10 protein-coding genes, 3 tRNA genes and 1 pseudogene are annotated in these 17,738 nt (G+C 43.9%); 9 read left to right on the top strand and 5 right to left on the bottom strand.

Annotated features, from left to right (window positions below):
• The first annotated feature begins 33 nt into the window (after window positions 1–33).
• The 3 genes from htpG to RWY97_RS04790 all read left to right on the top strand — a co-directional run bounded on the left by htpG (window position 34) and on the right by RWY97_RS04790 (window position 2,380).
• On the top strand, window positions 34–2,088 hold the full coding sequence (gene htpG, locus RWY97_RS04800) for a molecular chaperone HtpG (RefSeq protein WP_315565822.1): 2,055 nt from the start codon (window positions 34–36) through the stop codon (window positions 2,086–2,088).
• A 113-nt stretch (window positions 2,089–2,201) separates the two neighbouring features.
• Window positions 2,202–2,275 (top strand) — tRNA-Arg (locus tag RWY97_RS04795).
• Between the two features lie 31 nt (window positions 2,276–2,306).
• Window positions 2,307–2,380: transfer RNA gene (locus RWY97_RS04790), tRNA-Arg, on the top strand.
• Window positions 2,381–2,508: 128 nt separating this feature from the next.
• Here the strand turns inward: RWY97_RS04790 and RWY97_RS04785 are convergent.
• Window positions 2,509–2,582 (bottom strand) — tRNA-Pro (locus tag RWY97_RS04785).
• 103 nt (window positions 2,583–2,685) lie between these two features.
• The gene (gene spt, locus RWY97_RS04780) at window positions 2,686–3,873 is read right to left on the bottom strand and encodes a serine palmitoyltransferase (RefSeq protein ID WP_021584735.1); all 1,188 of its coding nucleotides are present in this window, start codon (window positions 3,871–3,873) and stop codon (window positions 2,686–2,688) included.
• 199 nt (window positions 3,874–4,072) lie between these two features.
• On the opposite strand from spt, the gene RWY97_RS04775 reads away from it, so the two are divergent.
• Complete coding sequence (locus RWY97_RS04775; protein WP_021584661.1) at window positions 4,073–5,101, top strand: diacylglycerol/lipid kinase family protein; 1,029 nt, start codon at window positions 4,073–4,075, stop codon at window positions 5,099–5,101.
• Window positions 5,102–5,570: 469 nt separating this feature from the next.
• On the opposite strand, the gene RWY97_RS04770 is transcribed toward RWY97_RS04775, so the two are convergent.
• Window positions 5,571–6,245 carry a tRNA1(Val) (adenine(37)-N6)-methyltransferase gene (locus RWY97_RS04770; protein ID WP_315565819.1) on the bottom strand — a complete coding sequence of 225 codons (675 nt, stop codon included), beginning with the start codon at window positions 6,243–6,245 and terminating at the stop codon, window positions 5,571–5,573.
• A 202-nt stretch (window positions 6,246–6,447) separates the two neighbouring features.
• Here RWY97_RS04770 and lon point away from each other — a divergent pair, with 202 nt between their 5' ends.
• From lon to RWY97_RS04750, 4 genes and pseudogenes are all read left to right on the top strand, one after another.
• Window positions 6,448–8,922, top strand: coding sequence for an endopeptidase La (lon, locus tag RWY97_RS04765; RefSeq protein WP_039876921.1), 2,475 nt, complete (start codon window positions 6,448–6,450; stop codon window positions 8,920–8,922).
• Window positions 8,923–10,050 (top strand): tRNA guanosine(34) transglycosylase Tgt, encoded by a 1,128-nt coding sequence (tgt, locus tag RWY97_RS04760; RefSeq protein ID WP_315565816.1) that lies wholly within the window; start codon window positions 8,923–8,925, stop codon window positions 10,048–10,050. It begins immediately after the preceding gene.
• 36 nt (window positions 10,051–10,086) lie between these two features.
• Complete coding sequence (locus tag RWY97_RS04755) at window positions 10,087–11,364, top strand: LptF/LptG family permease (RefSeq protein WP_315565814.1); 1,278 nt, start codon at window positions 10,087–10,089, stop codon at window positions 11,362–11,364.
• 6 nt (window positions 11,365–11,370) lie between these two features.
• Window positions 11,371–12,519: pseudogene (locus RWY97_RS04750) on the top strand (DEAD/DEAH box helicase); the annotation flags it as partial.
• Window positions 12,520–13,317: 798 nt separating this feature from the next.
• Here the strand turns inward: RWY97_RS04750 and rpmA are convergent.
• Together rpmA and rplU are read right to left on the bottom strand one after the other, a co-directional pair.
• Window positions 13,318–13,581 (bottom strand): 50S ribosomal protein L27, encoded by a 264-nt coding sequence (gene rpmA, locus RWY97_RS04745; protein WP_021584669.1) that lies wholly within the window; start codon window positions 13,579–13,581, stop codon window positions 13,318–13,320.
• Between the two features lie 16 nt (window positions 13,582–13,597).
• Entirely contained in the window at window positions 13,598–13,915 is a 318-nt protein-coding gene (rplU, locus tag RWY97_RS04740; protein WP_021584727.1) for a 50S ribosomal protein L21, read from the bottom strand.
• A gap of 672 nt (window positions 13,916–14,587) precedes the next feature.
• Here rplU and RWY97_RS04735 point away from each other — a divergent pair.
• Window positions 14,588–17,722: a SusC/RagA family TonB-linked outer membrane protein gene (locus RWY97_RS04735; RefSeq protein WP_273177097.1), complete on the top strand. Its 3,135-nt coding sequence runs from the start codon at window positions 14,588–14,590 to the stop codon at window positions 17,720–17,722.
• Window positions 17,723–17,738 lie beyond the last annotated feature (16 nt).

Below are 17,738 nucleotides of genomic sequence, written 5' to 3'. Positions count from 1 at the left end.
TTATATTCCCCGAAAATATAATAACAACATAAAATGCAAAAAGGTAATATCGGGGTTACGACCGAGAATATATTCCCCGTGATCAAAAAGTTTCTCTATTCCGACCACGAAATCTTCCTCCGGGAGATGGTTTCTAATGCAGTCGACGCCACACAAAAGGTTAAAACACTTGCCGATAAAGGCGACTTCAAAGGCGAATTGGGCGATCTGACCGTTCGTATTAGCATTGATAAGGATAAGGGCACATTGACTATCAGCGACCGAGGCATAGGAATGACGGAAGAGGAGATAGACAAATACATCAATCAAATTGCCTTTTCAGGTGTCAATGATTTCTTAGATAAATACAAAGATAATGCAAATGCCATCATCGGTCATTTCGGATTGGGTTTCTACTCAGCCTTTATGGTGAGCAAAAAGGTTGAAATCGTCACTCGAAGTTATCAAGATGGCGCAAAAGCTGTTAAATGGAGTTGTGACGGTTCGCCGTCATTCGAGATTGACGAAGCACAAAAGGCAGACCGCGGAACGGACATCGTGCTTTTCATCGATGACGACTGCAAAGAGTTTTTGGAGCAAAACAAGATACAGGAACTGCTTAACAAGTACTGCAAATTCCTTCCCGTGCCTATCGCCTTTGGTAAAAAGACCGAGTGGAAAGACGGTAAACAGGTTGAAACAGAGGCCGATAACATCGTCAATGACGTGGAACCGCTGTGGACAAAAGCGCCGAGCACACTGAAAGACGAGGACTATCAGAAGTTTTATAGAACGCTTTATCCAATGCAGGACGAGCCTCTTTTCTGGATACATTTGAATGTTGACTATCCGTTTAACCTCACCGGAATCCTCTATTTTCCGCGAATCCAATCGAATATAGATCTCCAACGCAACAAGATTCAGCTCTATTGCAACCAGGTTTTCGTAACAGATCAGGTGGAAGGAATCGTTCCTGAGTTCCTCACTCTGCTGCACGGCGTGATCGATAGTCCTGATATTCCGTTAAATGTGAGCCGTTCTTATCTGCAAAGCGACGCCAACGTGAAAAAGATTTCAACGTATATCACGAAGAAAGTAGCCGATCGTTTGCAGGCAATTTTCAAAGAAAACCGTAAAGATTACGAGCAAAAGTGGGATCATCTGAAGCTCTTTATCAACTACGGAATGCTCTCCCAAGAAGACTTCTACGATCGAGCTAAGGACTTCGCGTTGATGAAAGACACCGACGGTAAGTTCTTTACGTTCGATGAATACAAGACGCTGATCAAAGAAAATCAAACTGATAAGGACGGTTTTCTGGTCTATCTATATGCCAATAACACCGAGGAGCAATACGCTTATATTGAAGCAGCCAAGGCAAAAGGCTATAATGTGTTGCTGTTAGACGGCCAATTGGATGTACCTGTCATCTCAATGCTCGAGCAAAAGTTGGAAAAGAGTCGTTTCGTTCGTGTGGACAGCGACGTTGCCGATCGCTTAATCATTAAGGAAGATGCAAAGAAAAGCGAGCTCGACGATGATCAACGTGACAACTTGTCACAAGTATTCCGCACGCAAATGCCCGCTATCGATAAGACAGAATTCAATGTAGAGGTACAGGCTTTGGGCGAAACGGCTCAACCGGTCATCATCACCCAAAGCGAGTATATGCGCAGAATGAAAGATATCAGCAAGTTCCAGAGCGGGATGGGATTCTATTCTCAGCTGCCGGATACATACACATTGGTGCTCAACAGCGACCACGGACTGATTAAAAAAGTGCTTAGCGACGCTACGACTGCAATGGGAGAGCAACTCGCTCCCATTCAAAGCGATATCAAAGGACAGCAAGCCCGGCTCGCAGCCCTTCGTCAGGCACAAAGCAAGAAGAAGCCCGAAGAGGTGACACAGGCCGAAAAAGACGATGTACAGAATACAGAAAAAGCCATCCAAGAACAGAAAGACAAACAGCAAAAAATCATTGCCGACTATGCCAAAGGAAACGATATCGTTCACCAGTTGATTGATCTCGCCTTGCTGCAAAACAGTATGCTGAAAGGCGAAGCATTGAGTAACTTCCTCAAACGATCAGTAGATATGATCCGATAAACGATAAAGGCGCCCGCAAGGCGCCTTTATCGTGATTTTCATTAAAAACAAAACGAAACATTTGGAGATATCGGAAAGAAGTCGTATCTTTGCATTCGCAAATGTAAAAAGCAGGCTCCGTAGCTCAACTGAATAGAGCATCTGACTACGGATCAGAAGGTTACGGGTTTGAATCCCATCGGAGTCACTCTTTGATTTGCAATTAAACAAGATGGATTGGCTCCGTAGCTCAACTGAATAGAGCATCTGACTACGGATCAGAAGGTTATGGGTTTGAATCCCTTCGGAGTCACTTAAAAAGAGAATCGGTTATAAAATCGATTCTCTTTTTGGTTTCCCCACTTGCCAAAAGCCGTTAATGAATATCCCGATACAAACGAAAGAGGAGACAACCAAATTGGTTGTCTCCTCTAATTAATGTCGGGGCGACAGGATTCGAACCTGCGACCGCCTGGTCCCAAACCAGGAGCGCTACCGGGCTGCGCTACACCCCGCATTGCAAATCGGACTAAATCACACGGCAATTAACCCATAATTTTGCGTGTGCAAAGATACACACTTTTCCCGAACTCTGCAAACTTTCGGTCTGATATTTGGTCATTTAATCAGCCCTTGCTCTACAAATATCTTCTTCAAAACTTGTACGCCGCGTTCCACTTGTGCTTCGGTGTGTGTCGCCATCAATGCAAGCCGAACCAAAGTGTCTTGCGGTGCGCAAGCGGGAGGTACCACCGGATTAATGAATATACCTGCTTCAAAAGCCTGCTTTGTTACCAAGAACGTTTTATCTATATCCCGAACATACAGTGGAATGATAGGACTCTCGGTGTCTCCGATTTCAAATCCCTCTTCACGGAAGCGTTTCAGCGCATAGTTTGTTACTTTCCAAAGATTCTCAATGCGCTCAGGCTCTGCCTTCAAGATATGCAATGCCTCCATCGCAGCAGCCGTTGCAGCCGGCGTATCGGATGCACTGAATATGTAAGAACGGCAATTATGGCGCAAGAAATTAATGGTATCTTTGTCCGAAGCGATGAAACCGCCAATAGAAGCAAGGCTCTTTGAGAATGTTCCCATAATCAAATCGACCTCATCTAAAAGGCCGAAATGATCGCAAACACCCCTACCCTGTTTGCCGAAAACACCTAAACCGTGGGCTTCGTCCACCATAACCGAACAGTTATATTTATGTTTCAGCGCAATGATTTCAGGCAATTTGGCCAGGTCTCCTTCCATAGAGAAGACACCATCGACCACAATCAGCTTGACGGCTTCACGTGGGAGCTTCTGCAAAACACGCTCCAAGTCGGCCATATCATTATGCTTATAATGGAGCTGCGTTGCAAAAGAGAGACGTCGTCCGTCAACAATACTGGCATGATCTCTATCATCACAGATGATGAAATCACCTCGTCCGACAACCACTGCAAGTACTCCTTGATTCACGGAGAAACCCGTTGAAAAGCAAAGACAATCATCTTTATGTTCAAACTCAGCGAGTTCTTTCTCCAATTGGACGTGTATATCAAGCGTTCCGTTCAAAAATCGACTGCCCGCACACCCCGAACCATATTTTTCGAGGGCCTCTCTTGCCGCCTTGATAACCCTTGCATCGCCTGTCAAACCGGTGTAAGCGTTCGACCCGAACATCAATACGCGGCGCCCGCCCATCTCTACTTCGGTTCCTTGTTTGCTTGTAATAGCACGAAAATAAGGGTAAACTCCGGCCTCAATAAACTTCTGAGGCTCCCGATAATTCTTGTATCTGTCTTGTAATTGTCCCATTATCAATAGGTGAAAAATCACATTTTCTTTGTTCAATTAGGCTGCAAAGATACAAAAAAAAGCGTTATAAAACATCTTTTTCATCAGAAATCACACTTTTAAGAAATTTTCATTACCTGATAAATAACCATCGACGAGAATTTCGTATCTTTGTAGCAGAGTGAGAAATCAAAATGTTTCACAAGATGGGTAAAAAGCAATGAAACAGAGAATCGTATTCATTATGAACCCGATCTCAGGCACAACGAACAAGGCCGGGATACCGGAACTGATTAGTTCAACGCTGAATCAGGAGCAGTTCAGCTATGAGATAGCGATGACCGAGTATGCAGGACACGCCGCAGAGATTGCAACCCGAGCCAAAGACGATGCCGTCGACGTAGTCGTTGCTATCGGAGGAGACGGCACTGTCAATGAAGTGGCGCGATCGATCGTGCATTCTCACACGGCACTGGGCATCATTCCGTGTGGATCGGGCAACGGATTGGCCCGCCATTTGATGTTGCCGATGAATCTGCGAAAGGCTATCGAGGTGATCAACAACTGCGAAATACACGACTTAGACTACGGAATCATCAACGAACATCCGTTTTTCTGCACCTGCGGAATGGGGTTTGATGCCTTTGTCAGTATGAAATTTGCTGAAAGCAACAAGCGGGGGCCCATCACTTATGTTGAAAACATCTTACGGGAAGGACTAAAATACAAACCCGAGACTTATGAGATAGAAGACGAAACAGGACTGAAACGCTACAAAGCATTCCTCATCTCGTGTGCCAATGCATCCCAATACGGCAATAATGCATATATTGCACCACAGGCATCGATGAACGACGGATTGATGGATGTAGTCATAATGGAGCCTTTCGACATATTAGAAGCACCGCAAATCAGCATCGAAATGTTCAACAAAACACTGAATAAGAACTCTAAAATCAAGACTTTCAGGTGCAAAGAGCTGCACATTCACCGCAGCAAACCGGGCTTTATCCATTACGACGGAGACCCCGTGATGTCAGGCCAAGACATCGACGTTCACTTAGAAGAGCAAGGAATCAAGATTATCGTAAACCCAAATGCCAATAAAAAACAGCGTAAACCCAATATGATTCAGAGTGCCGCAGCCAACCTTTTCAATGAAATCAACCTTGTAAGAGAAGACATCAGCAAGCAGAGCAGACACATTCAGGCACTCAGCAAGGTGCTGCAACGGAAACTGAATATATAAAAAGACAGGAGTCTCAGCCTCAATCCCCTCCCTAAAAGGAAAAGAAAGAGATTTGCATCTACTCTTAATCAATATATAGAAACGAATGGAATGAGATACGACAAAATATCGTCCGTATGAGATTTCGCATTCCGTTGATTCTCAAAAAGATACGAATTCGTTTCCAATTAACGGTTAAACGCATTGCAACTGACGGTTAAACACACTGCATTTAACGGTTAATTGCAATGCGTTTAACCGTTAATGAGAAGACGACCAACCGTCAATTACAACACGGCTTATATTTAACTGATAATCAATGAAGTAAAGAAAGAAATCCATTTACGTCTCGTCATTTTCCAAAGGGACAGAGAATACACATATTTTAACTCTTATCCAAACATAATTAATCTCTATTATATCTCCTTTCCCTCTCCTTTCGGAGAGAGGTTGAGGGTGAGTTCGGTAGATAATTATCGTTTCCCCCTCCCTATTTCACATAAAACGCTCGCGTCATTTCGGCATACCACGCCGACCTTTCACCTTTTTCATCCATTAAATACACCTCTCGGACATCCTCTGCGACAGGCGGTAGATTCGAAAAAGACAGCAAATAGCGTTTCGGCGGCTTGTGAGTAACAGTACGAACGGCATATTTCCGATGCAGGAACAGGCCATACACATAACTCTCAGAGATAAAAGATGCAAGACAATCAACGGGAATCACGACACTGAATACACCTCCGTCAGCTAACAATTCGGCTGCACAACAAAAGAGATCACGATAAGAGAGGCTGTCGTTATGCCGTGCCATCGTTCGCTTTTCATCATTGCTTTTCAGCGCATTGACAAAAAACGGCGGATTGCTTACAATGCTGTCATACTTTAATGCCAGTTCATTCGCTTTACTGTCAGCACGCCATCGACGGGTAAAATCCTGCAACGACACTTCCTGCACATCAATACCTGTAAAGGCACTGCACATCACATTCAAACGCGCCTGCACACAAGCATCGTGCTCGATGTCAATGGCCGTCAGACAGGCAGCTGGAAATCGTTGTGCCATCATCAGTGCAATGAGTCCTGTTCCGGTACCAATGTCCAGGATTCTACGACCTCCCGCAGCCCAGGAACCTAACAAAACGCCGTCGGTTCCGACCTTCATTGCACACCGGTCTTGGTGAATTACAAATTGCTTAAATGCAAAATCCGCCATCGTTAACAGTCAATTCTTGTTTTATTTACTGCCAAAAGAAACGCCGAAAGCCTCCTTTTATTATGTAAATCATCAAAATATCGATGGCTCCCGGCCCTGTTTTCGATTAAAAACAGTAACTTTGCACTCCAAAAAGTTTTGTCAAAAGCAAATGAGTAACAAACCCAATACATCCATTCAGATGATTGCCGATTATGAGGGCGACATCAAAAGTCTTTTTGAAACAGAAGTAAACGGCGGTATTCCCATATTGGCCACTCGCAACCTCGTGTTGTTTCCGGGTGTGATACTGCCCATAACGGTGGGGCGTCCGTCGAGTCTCAACCTGATTAATCAGCTGACCAAGGATCCGGATATGACTTTCGCGGTATTCTGTCAGAAGAATCCCGACGTCGAAGAGCCTACAAAACGAGATTTATATAACATCGGCGTATATGCCAAACTGATTCGAGTGCTTGAATTGCCGGGGCCCGGTCACAATCTCACGGCTATTGTCCAAGGATTAGGCAGATGCCGTTTGGAGAGCCTTAAACAGCATACTCCCTATCTCGTCGGTACTACAACACCGGCCCACGAAGTAATACCCGATGCCAAAGACAAAGAGTTTCACACTGCCGTTGACGACCTTCGGCAGGCCACGACAGAGTATATCAAGAAGAATGATGAGATTCCCGACGAGTCGCAATTCGCTATCGGCAATATCCGAAACGATGTAATCGTCGTAGATTTCATTTGTTCTAATCTGCCTTTCAATACCGGTGACAAAATCAATATGCTAAAAGCCGACACGATGACAGCACGAGTTATCGAGACGTTGAAAGCACTTAACAAGGAGATTCAGTTGCTTCAGCTGAAGATGAACATACGTTCTAAGACTCGCGAAGATATCGATGAGCAGCAACGAGAATACTTTCTGCAACAGCAAATCAGAAATATCAAGGAAGAATTAGGTAATGGCGAGGGATCTATCGAGCGTCAGGAATTAGAAGAACAGGCCGCAAAGAAACACTGGTCGGATGATGTGAAGAAAGTGTTTGCTAAGGAATTGGACAAGCTGGAACTGATGAACCAGCAGAGTCCGGAATACAGCGTGCAACTGACTTACCTGCAAACGATGGTCAATCTGCCTTGGAACGAATACACCAAGGATGATCTCAACATCAAAAGAGCACAGAAAATACTCGACAGAGACCATTACGGAATGGAGAAAGTAAAAGAACGTATCCTCGAATATATGGCCGTTCTGCAACTCAGAGGCAATCTCAAATCGCCCATTCTCTGTCTGTACGGTCCCCCGGGAGTAGGAAAGACCAGTCTGGGTAAGAGCATCGCAGCGGCAATGAAGCGTAAATATGTGCGCGTTTCACTTGGAGGCTTGCACGATGAATCGGAGATTCGCGGACACAGACGCACCTATGTAGGCGCTATGCCGGGACGAATCATCAAAAGCATACAGAAAGCCGGTTCATCGAATCCGGTCTTCATCCTCGACGAAATAGATAAAGTAACGCAGCAAACTATCAATGGCGATCCCTCATCCGCACTCCTGGAAGTACTCGATCCGGAACAAAACAACGCATTTCACGATAATTATTTGGATGTAGATTACGATCTTTCAAAGGTTATGTTCATTGCCACGGCCAACGATCTCAACACGATTCCGCGTCCATTGCTCGACAGAATGGAGGTGATTGAAGTGAGCGGATATATCACAGAAGAGAAAACGGAGATCGCTAAACGGCATCTTGTTCCACGAGAACTTGCCAACACGGGATTCGATAAGGAGAAGTTGCAGCCCACACTCAACAAAGCCGCATTAGAAAAGATAATCGAACAATACACCAGAGAAAGTGGTGTGCGACAGTTAGAGAAACAAATCAACAAGGCTTTGCGCAAGTTGGCATTTATAAAAGCCCGTGACGGTGTGCTCGAAAACTATAAAATAACACCGCGTGAACTTGAAGACCTCTTAGGTAAGCCGCCTTTCTATCGCGACATTTACCAAGGAAATGCTTATGCCGGAGTTGTTACGGGACTGGCGTGGACCAGTGTCGGCGGCGAAATTCTATTCATTGAGACGTCGTTGAGCAAAGGACGAGCCGGCAAACTGACGCTGACGGGTAACTTGGGCGACGTGATGAAAGAGAGTGCTATCATCGCTTTGGAGTATGTCAAGGCTCATATCGACAAATTGGATGTCGATTATCGCATCTTCGAACAATGGCATATACACATCCACGTGCCCGAAGGTGCTACGCCGAAAGACGGTCCTTCGGCGGGCATTACTATCGCAACATCTATCGCTTCAGCCCTTACGCAACGCAAAGTACGCAAGAACACGGCAATGACCGGCGAGATAACGCTCCGAGGAAAGGTTCTTCCCGTGGGCGGAATCAAAGAGAAGATCCTCGCAGCAAAGCGCGCCGGAATCACAGATATCGTGATGTGCAAGGACAACAAGAAAGATATCGACGAGATTCCGGCTATCTATCTCAAAGACGTTAACTTCCATTTCGTAGAGAATGTGCAGGAAGTCTGGGACTTTGCATTGACTGATGAATTGGTAGATCATCCCGTAACGTTCACTGTTGAAAAAGAAAAAGACAATCTTAAAAGTGTCGGATAGATGACATTTGAGTTACAACATACGGATAATGCGTCTGAAGCAAGGACGGGCCTCATCACAACCGATCACGGCATTATCAAGACACCGATCTTTATGCCGGTGGGAACTTGCGGAAGTGTCAAGGCCGTTCATCTTCGCGAATTGGAAGAACAGGTCAAGGCACAGATTATTCTTGGCAATACTTATCACCTCTATCTCAGGCCGGGTCTCGATGTTTTGCGTGCCGCCGGAGGCCTACACAAGTTTAATGGATGGGCCCACCCGATGCTGACCGACTCGGGAGGTTTCCAGGTTTTCTCGCTGACCGGCATCCGAAAGCTGCGTGAAGAGGGTTGCGAATTTCGTTCGCACATCGACGGTTCGAAACATTTCTTTACACCCGAGAACGTGATGGATACCGAAAGAGTTATCGGAGCAGACATTATGATGGCTCTTGACGAGTGTCCGCCAGGGCAAAGTGATTATCAATATGCCAAGAAGAGTCTTGCACTTACGCAGCGTTGGTTAGACAGATGCATCCGACGTTTCAACGAAACAGAACCACTTTACGGTTACAAACAGGCACTTTTTCCTATCGTTCAGGGATGTACGTTCAAGGATTTAAGGCAAGAAGCCGCTAAATTCGTAGCTGACAAAGGAGCCGAAGGCAATGCAATCGGTGGACTGGCAGTGGGCGAACCCACTGAGGTGATGTATGAGATGATCGAGATAGTCAACGAAATTCTGCCCAAAGACAAGCCCCGTTATCTGATGGGTGTAGGTACGCCGCAAAACATTCTCGAAGCCATTGAGCGCGGCGTAGATATGTTCGACTGTGTGATGCCTACCCGTAACGGTCGCAATGCGATGCTCTTCACTTACAACGGTACGATGAATATGCGCAATAAGAAGTGGGAAACAGATTTCACCCCGATTGATCCCGATGGCTGCGAGACCGACCGCCTCTACACGAAAGCCTACCTCCACCATCTCTTTAAGGCTCAAGAACTCTTGGCGATGCAGATTGCCAGTATCCATAATTTGGCTTTTTACCTGCGCTTAGCGGCCGATGCGCGCCAACATATAGAACAAGGCGACTTCGTGATTTGGAAACGATCGATTATCGATCAACTCGGACGGCGCGTGTAAAATGGCATAATATATAAGGTGTAAGTGAACGGAAAGATGAACAAATCGTATAAACAGATCAAACGACACCGCCGTCGTTACAAGGTTGCCAGATGGTTAGACCAACATCCGGTGTGGCTGCACAGATTTCTGACCTGGGTTTATCGGCACACGGGCAGACTCAGACGAGCTTTCAGATGGCTTTGGGAGCGGATGCAATGGATGCAGACTTTCAATCCGTTGAAGTACATCAAAATACTCGACTGGTATATTATCAAGAAGTTTATCGGTACTTACATCTATTCCATTATGCTGATTATATCTATCAGCATCGTGTTTGACATCAACGAAAACCTGGCTAAGTTCTCCGAATCTCACGCTCCGTTGCGGGCAATCGTCTTCGATTACTATCTTAACTTCATCCCTTATTTTGCCAATCTGTTCAGTCCGCTCTTCGTATTTATTGCCGTTATCTTTTTCACTTCCAAACTAGCAGGCAACTCAGAAATCATTTCGATGCTGGCAGCAGGCGTTTCTTTCAAACGTTTAATGCGCCCATATATGATCTCCTGTGTAGCTATCTCCATCCTGTCTTTCTTTCTCAGCGCCTACGTTATACCGCACGGGACAGTTATCCGACAGAATTTCGAGACGATTTATAAGAATAAGACAAAGAACACCTCTGCCGATAATGTTCAGCTGCAAGTAGGTGCAGGGGTCATCGCTTACATCCAACACTACGACAACAATCTGAAAAAAGGCTATGGCTTCTGTCTCGACAAATTTGAAAACAAGAAGCTTGTGAGTCATCTCACGGCAATGGAGATACAATATGATACGATCTCCGACTCTAAGAATCACTGGAAAATGACCAACTGGAAAGTGAGACGTCTCAAAGGATTGCGCGAAGTCATCACCAGCGGAATACAAAAAGACACGCTGATTCAGATGGAACCCACTGACCTCGTCTACTCGAAAGGACAGCAAGAAACTTTTACCAGCCCCGAGCTTCGGGCTTATATCTCCAAACAAATAGACCGAGGCAGCGGCAATGTCGTACAATACCAAGTGGAATATCACAAGCGAATAGCTGCCTCTTTCGCTTCGTTCATCCTCACGACAATAGGCTTCTCTCTCTCGTCCCGCAAACGGAAAGGCGGTATGGGGCTGTATCTCGGCATCGGACTCGCACTAAGTTTCGGCTACATTATGCTGCAAACGGTCTCTTCAACCTTTGCAATCAATGCCGATCTTCCCCCGATGCTGGCAGCTTGGATACCCAACATCATCTTCGCAGTGGTAGCATATTTCTGCTATCGCAATGCGCCAAATTAATGAACAATGTATTTCGACGAATTAGATTTAAACGATAATGTATTAGATGCGCTCTATGATATGCGCTTCGACGTGTGCACACCCGTACAGGAAAAATGTATCCCCGAGATTCTCAAAGGGCGCGACGTGATGGGAGTGGCACAAACAGGAACAGGAAAAACGGCCGCATACCTGCTCCCGGTCCTCTCGAAGTTAGACGACGGAGGCTATCCTAAGGATGCCATCAACTGCATTATAATGTCGCCTACGCGCGAGTTAGCACAGCAAATCGACCAAGCAATGCAGGGCTTCGGATATTACCTCAACAGCGTAAGCAGTGTAGCAGTTTACGGTGGAAACGACGGCAACCGCTACGATCAGGAAATCCGATCGCTCAAATTAGGTGCAGACGTGGTAATTGCCACGCCCGGCCGCTTCATCTCTCACCTCAGTCTGGGTAATGTAGATATGAGTAAGGTTTCTTTCTTCATCCTCGACGAAGCCGACAGAATGCTCGATATGGGTTTCTCAGAAGATATACTCACCATCGCAAAACAGCTCCCCAAGACCTGCCAAACGATTATGTTCTCGGCCACGATGCCCACACGCATCGAGCAATTAGCTAAAACACTACTCAAAAATCCCATCGAAATTAAACTCGCAGTAAGCCGACCCGCCGAGAAAATCAAACAGAATGCTTATGTGTGTCACGAACCGCAGAAACTCAGTATCATCGAATCCATTTTCCAAAACAATGATCTCAAGCGTGTCATCATCTTTTGCGGAAAAAAACAAAAGGTGAAAGAAATTAGCCGCGCCCTCATCCGATTGAAAATCAACAGTGGAGAGATGCACTCCGACCTCACCCAGGCAGAGCGCGACGAGATGATGTTCCGTTTCAAAAGCGGACAAATCGATGTACTCGTTGCTACTGACATTCTCTCGCGCGGCATCGACATCGACGACATTTCGATGGTCGTCAACTATGACGTACCTCACGACGTGGAAGATTATGTGCATCGAATCGGCCGTACGGCCCGTGCCGATCGCGATGGCGAAGCTATCACACTGATCTGTGAAGCCGACTTTTTCTACTTCCGCCAGATTGAAAAGTTCTTAAACAAAACTATCGAGAAATGCCCTCTCCCACTCCATTTAGGCAAAGGTCCCGATTATAATGCCATTTCGCATCACTCGCATTCTTCCCGACATAAACCGTCAAATGGTAAGCGAAAAGCACCAAGAAAAGCTGGACGAAAACCCAAACATTAAAAATACACAAGCTCGGGATAAGCAGTTTCTTAGACGACACATTGTCCGTCTTACCTCACAAGTAGGGTAAGAAGATACCATCTGAGCCTTCCTATTACGCCTCTTCCTCACTCGCAGAATACAAGTTTATCTCGAACTCGTGTTACATCTAAGATTTATTTTAACGTGGATTCAATACAAACTCTTTTCTTAAACGCCCAAAGTCGCAACTCCGTTGCGACAATCACAGCAACGAAGTTGTTACGACCAATGTAGTAACTGAGTTACGGTATCTTGAAATACGATGGCCCATACATTGGTAAATTCATCGAACCCATATTAAAATTTATCAGAAAAATTGCGACAACAGTTATGAATCAATGATATATTCCTATATCATCGACAATCAGAAAAAACTCCAGCGATTATCCTTTCAAATGAGAAGTATAGGAGTAGTCGGGCACAAGTCGTATACCTCTTGCCCACAGGTATAGGATTTGTGGACAAGGTAACATAAAGTATAAAAGTTTTCATATTCGTTTGCATTTGATATTAAATTGCTTACGAATATAAATAAAAACTTCTGGAAGTACAAGAATAAGCCCCGACCTCTCATCTAACCCGTGAAAAGGCTTGTTTATTCAAGTATGAAAATAGAAGTGCCGGCTCTTATCAAAGAACCGGCACACTATTGTTTGTTTGGAATAAGTTGTTACTTACTGATTAAGCTTCGGCTTCAGGTATAACAGATACAACACTCTTATCGTGACGACCTCTATGGAAATTAACCACACCGTCAGCCAGCGCATAAAGCGTATCATCTTTTCCTATACCTACATTCTTTCCGGGATTGTGTTTAGTTCCACGCTGACGAACAATAATGTTACCAGCGATCACTTTCTGTCCACCCCAAATTTTAACGCCTAATCTTTGTGAAGCTGATTCACGGCCGTTCTTAGAACTACCAACACCTTTTTTATGTGCCATTCTGAATTTCCTCCTTTTAAGCGATTACTTGTTTAACTTCAACCTCTGTGAACTGCGCACGATGCCCGTTCTTCTTACGGGAATCCTTCCTACGTTTCATCTTGAAAACGATAACTTTGTCACCCTTTACAAGCGGATTCACAACTTCTACAACTACTTTTGCACCATCGACAGTAGGCGCTCCGACAGTGATTGCTCCTTCTTTGTCTACAAGAAGCACCTTGTCAAACTCAACAGTCTTACCGGCTTCAACATCTTTGATGTGATGAACAAAAAGTTTCTTACCTTGTTCCACCTTAAACTGCTGACCGTTAATTTCTACAATTGCGTACATTTTATTTGATTAAACGGTTTCTCCGCAAGGCGATCGATCTCGTATCGATACTTCCTCAAGCCTATACGGACTAAATCGGATGCAAAAGTAATAATAAAAAGTGAGAGACTGAAATATACGAGAGGAATGTTTTCTTGCTTTTAAGAGAGATTAACGGTCTTATATAAAAAAGAAGCGATGACCTTCACAGGTAACCGCTCCAAATCTTCAATAGGTATTAGTTCCCTTTAAGGTAAAAAGATTGTTTTCAGGATAACATTTGCAAAGTTAAAAGATTTTTCTTAACCGCCAAACCTTTTAACTACTTTTTTCTGAAAAAAATTCCTGTGTTCCCACACAACTATTGAATATGGATATTTTCTTTTCAATTTAAAACGAATAATTCTATAAAAAGGGAACAAAAACAGCCTAAGTTATACTCCCCTATCAATGAGTATGAGACAAAGAAACTCTTCTTACAAAGTATATCAAAGACATTTTACCACCACCGATTCTATTTTCTGATTATATACATTTATCTGCATTTTATATATTTTTCTTCATAACCTCCTTTTCGTTCATAAATATTTTATTATCTTTGTCCCCAAATCGAATCTATATACCTCAAAGGAAACCATATATTCCTTAAAAATAATAACCACAGAAGTAAATAACATTAATAGTAAACCATTTATGAAAGGAAGCAAACAATCTTGGCGAGTAATGATGCTCTTGATGCTGGCTCTATGGACAACGTTTTCACAGCCATCAACTTACGCACAAACTCTCGAAACCGCACCAAAGACAGGTCAGCAACAATCGGGAGGTAAACGAACGGTTAAAGGACAGGTTAAGGATGATCACGGTGATATCCTGATCGGCGTAACCGTATATGGAGGTGATGGTAAAGTGAGTTGCGTGACAAATATAGATGGTATGTATCAAATAAAGATACCGACAGGACGTACCACGATCCGTTTTTCCTATGTCGGTATGAAATCAGTCAATATTACCATCGAACCGGGAACAAGTGATGTTGTACGTAATCTATCTATGGAGTCGAACAATACACTGAAAGATGTAGTGGTAACCGGTATCTTCCAAAAGAATAAGGAGGCCTTTACCGGTTCAGTGACGACTATCAGCAACAAAGAGCTAAAAGAATTCGGCAATAAAAACTTGCTTACTTCTATCGCTAACATTGATCCTTCATTCAATATGTTGGTGAACAATCAATACGGTTCAGACCCGAACCATCTGCCGGACATACAAATTCGTGGTACCGCTAATTTACCAACTATAACCGATTTACAGGATAATACAAAAACCGATCTCAATACACCTCTTATTATTATGGACGGGTTTGAAATTAGTCTAACTCGTATGATGGACCTGAACGAAGATGAGGTAGAATCAATCACCCTGCTCAAGGACGGTTCTGCTACCGCAATCTATGGCTCACGCGGTGCTAATGGTGTAATTGTTATCAAACGTAAGACACCTAAGTCGGGCCGATTACAATTTACCTATACAGGAAGTCTGAATATCGAGGCACCGGATCTGACCGACTATCATTTGCTCAATGCTGCCGACAAACTCGAACTGGAACGTCGTGCCGGTTATTATGACAGCAACGATCCAACACGCGACTTTAAACTGAAAAAGAAGTATGCAAGTATATTAGAAGATGTCGCACGAGGCATTAATACCGACTGGATGGCAAAACCCCTCCGCACCGGTACCGGACACCGACATAACATTAGAATTGAAGGAGGCGATGAGAGTTTCCGCTACTCGGCCTCTCTGCAATATAACAGTGTTGCCGGTGTTATGAAAGGTTCTAACCGTGATAGTTTCAATGGAGGTATTACACTATCTTATCGACATCACGGACTCATTTTTACTAATGACCTCAACATCGGACATACTCAATCAAACGAATCTCCATACGGATCATTCTCAGACTATACACGACTGAATCCTTATTGGCGCCCCTATGACGACAAGGGAAACCCTGTTAAGATGTTTGACACCGATATCGATTTCTATGGCGGTTTCAGCAATCTACCTGCCAATCCACTTTATAATGCTACGCTCAATCAGAAAAATAGTCAGCAATATACCGACATCACAAATAATTTTTCCATAGAATGGCGTCCATTTGAAGGCTTTATTACAAGAGGTCGTGTGGGATTCACTTGGAGAAACAGTGAAAGCGATATCTACAAACCAGCCAAACACACAATGTTTGAAGCCGACGAGTACCAAACAGAAGAAGGAAGTTTACGCAAAGGTAGATATAACTATGGAACCGGGAAACTTACCAATTATGAAATGGCACTCACAATGAGCTATTCTAAACTGTTTTCTGAAAAGCATTTGCTTTATGCAGCCGCTAACTGGAATGTGACCTCTAATTTTTCCCGCAATTATAATTTTGTCTTTGAAGGCTTTACTGACGAGAAGCTCGATTTCCCTTCTAATGCCCTACAATATCAAAAGGGTGGTAAGCCTTCGGGTGGAGAAGCACGTACCAGGGCCGTAGGATTAGTAATGAATACGAACTATTCTTATGATAATCGATATTACACCGATCTGGCTTACCGTATAGACGGATCGTCACAATTCGGCAAAAACCGTAGATTTGCTCCGTTCTATTCAGTCGGTATCGGTTGGAATATACACAATGAAAGCTTTATGAAGGATGCAAGCTTCATCAATAAACTTAAACTCAGAGCTTCTTTCGGACAAACAGGGTCACAAAAATTCAGTGCTTATCAAGCTGTCGCCACTTATACTTATTACCTAAATGATCGCTATAATCAATGGACGGGAGCCTATCAGAAAGCATTGGAGAACCCTAATTTGGAATGGCAGAAAACAGATAAATGGAATGCTGGTGTAGAACTCAACCTATTCGAGAACAGATTGAATATTATTGCTGATATCTATCTTGACAAGACTTCCAATTTATTGTCTTCCCTCAACTTGCCTTTATCAAACGGTTTTACCTCGTATGTAGAAAATATAGGAAAGGTGGAAAATCGAGGATTTGAACTCAAAGCCACTGCCTTTCTACTCCGTAATACAAGCCATAGATTGGTTTGGTCTGTGACCGGATCTATCGTTCACGATAAAGACAAAGTTGTAAAACTCTCTCAGGCGATGAAAGATGAATACGCCAAGCGACTGCTCTCACGAGGTACAACTCCTAATAGAGTGATCCGCGAAGGAGAATCTCAATATACCATATACGCAGTACCTTCATTAGGAATTGATCCCAGCAATGGTTATGAAATCTTCCGGAAAAAGAATGGTGAAATTACTTACACATGGGACGCCAATGACAGAGTAGCTTGCGGTGTAAATCGGCCAAAATACCGTGGAACATTAAGCAGTATGATTCGCTGGAAAGACTTTACTGCTAATATAGCTTTCGGATATCGCTTTGGAGGCCAAATATACAATTCAACACTCGCGACTCGTATTGAGAATGCAGACAAGCGTTATAATGTAGACAGAAGAGTTTTCTATGACCGTTGGCAGAAAGTAGATGATCACACATTCTTCAAAGGGCTGACTAATGAAACATCGACCTATGCTACTTCAAGATTCGTTCAGGATGAACGTACACTTTCTTGTCAAAACATCCATTTGAGCTATATGTTCGGCAACAATCTATGGCTCAAACGCAATATAGGGGTTCAGGTGCTCACACTAAGCAGCGACTTGAGCGATTTATTTTATTTATCAAGTGTAAAGCAAGAGCGAGGACTCTCTTATCCTTACTCTCGTCGCTTTTCATTTACCTTATCCGTCGGTTTCTAATTATTAAAATCCAAGA

Source organism: Hoylesella pleuritidis (assembly GCF_963541955.1).
GTDB lineage: Bacteria > Bacteroidota > Bacteroidia > Bacteroidales > Bacteroidaceae > Prevotella > Prevotella pleuritidis.
Note: the sequence above shows the minus strand (reverse complement) of the source record. Positions and strands in the feature narration are given on the sequence as shown.

Coding starts and splice junctions, on each gene's coding strand:
- htpG (WP_315565822.1), top strand. CDS start 34: ATGCAAAAAGGTAATATCGGGGTTACGACCGAGAATATATTCCCCGTG.
- spt (WP_021584735.1), bottom strand. CDS start 3,873: ATGGGACAATTACAAGACAGATACAAGAATTATCGGGAGCCTCAGAAG.
- RWY97_RS04775 (WP_021584661.1), top strand. CDS start 4,073: ATGAAACAGAGAATCGTATTCATTATGAACCCGATCTCAGGCACAACG.
- RWY97_RS04770 (WP_315565819.1), bottom strand. CDS start 6,245: ATGAAGGTCGGAACCGACGGCGTTTTGTTAGGTTCCTGGGCTGCGGGA.
- lon (WP_039876921.1), top strand. CDS start 6,448: ATGAGTAACAAACCCAATACATCCATTCAGATGATTGCCGATTATGAG.
- tgt (WP_315565816.1), top strand. CDS start 8,923: ATGACATTTGAGTTACAACATACGGATAATGCGTCTGAAGCAAGGACG.
- RWY97_RS04755 (WP_315565814.1), top strand. CDS start 10,087: ATGAACAAATCGTATAAACAGATCAAACGACACCGCCGTCGTTACAAG.
- rpmA (WP_021584669.1), bottom strand. CDS start 13,581: ATGGCACATAAAAAAGGTGTTGGTAGTTCTAAGAACGGCCGTGAATCA.
- rplU (WP_021584727.1), bottom strand. CDS start 13,915: ATGTACGCAATTGTAGAAATTAACGGTCAGCAGTTTAAGGTGGAACAA.
- RWY97_RS04735 (WP_273177097.1), top strand. CDS start 14,588: ATGAAAGGAAGCAAACAATCTTGGCGAGTAATGATGCTCTTGATGCTG.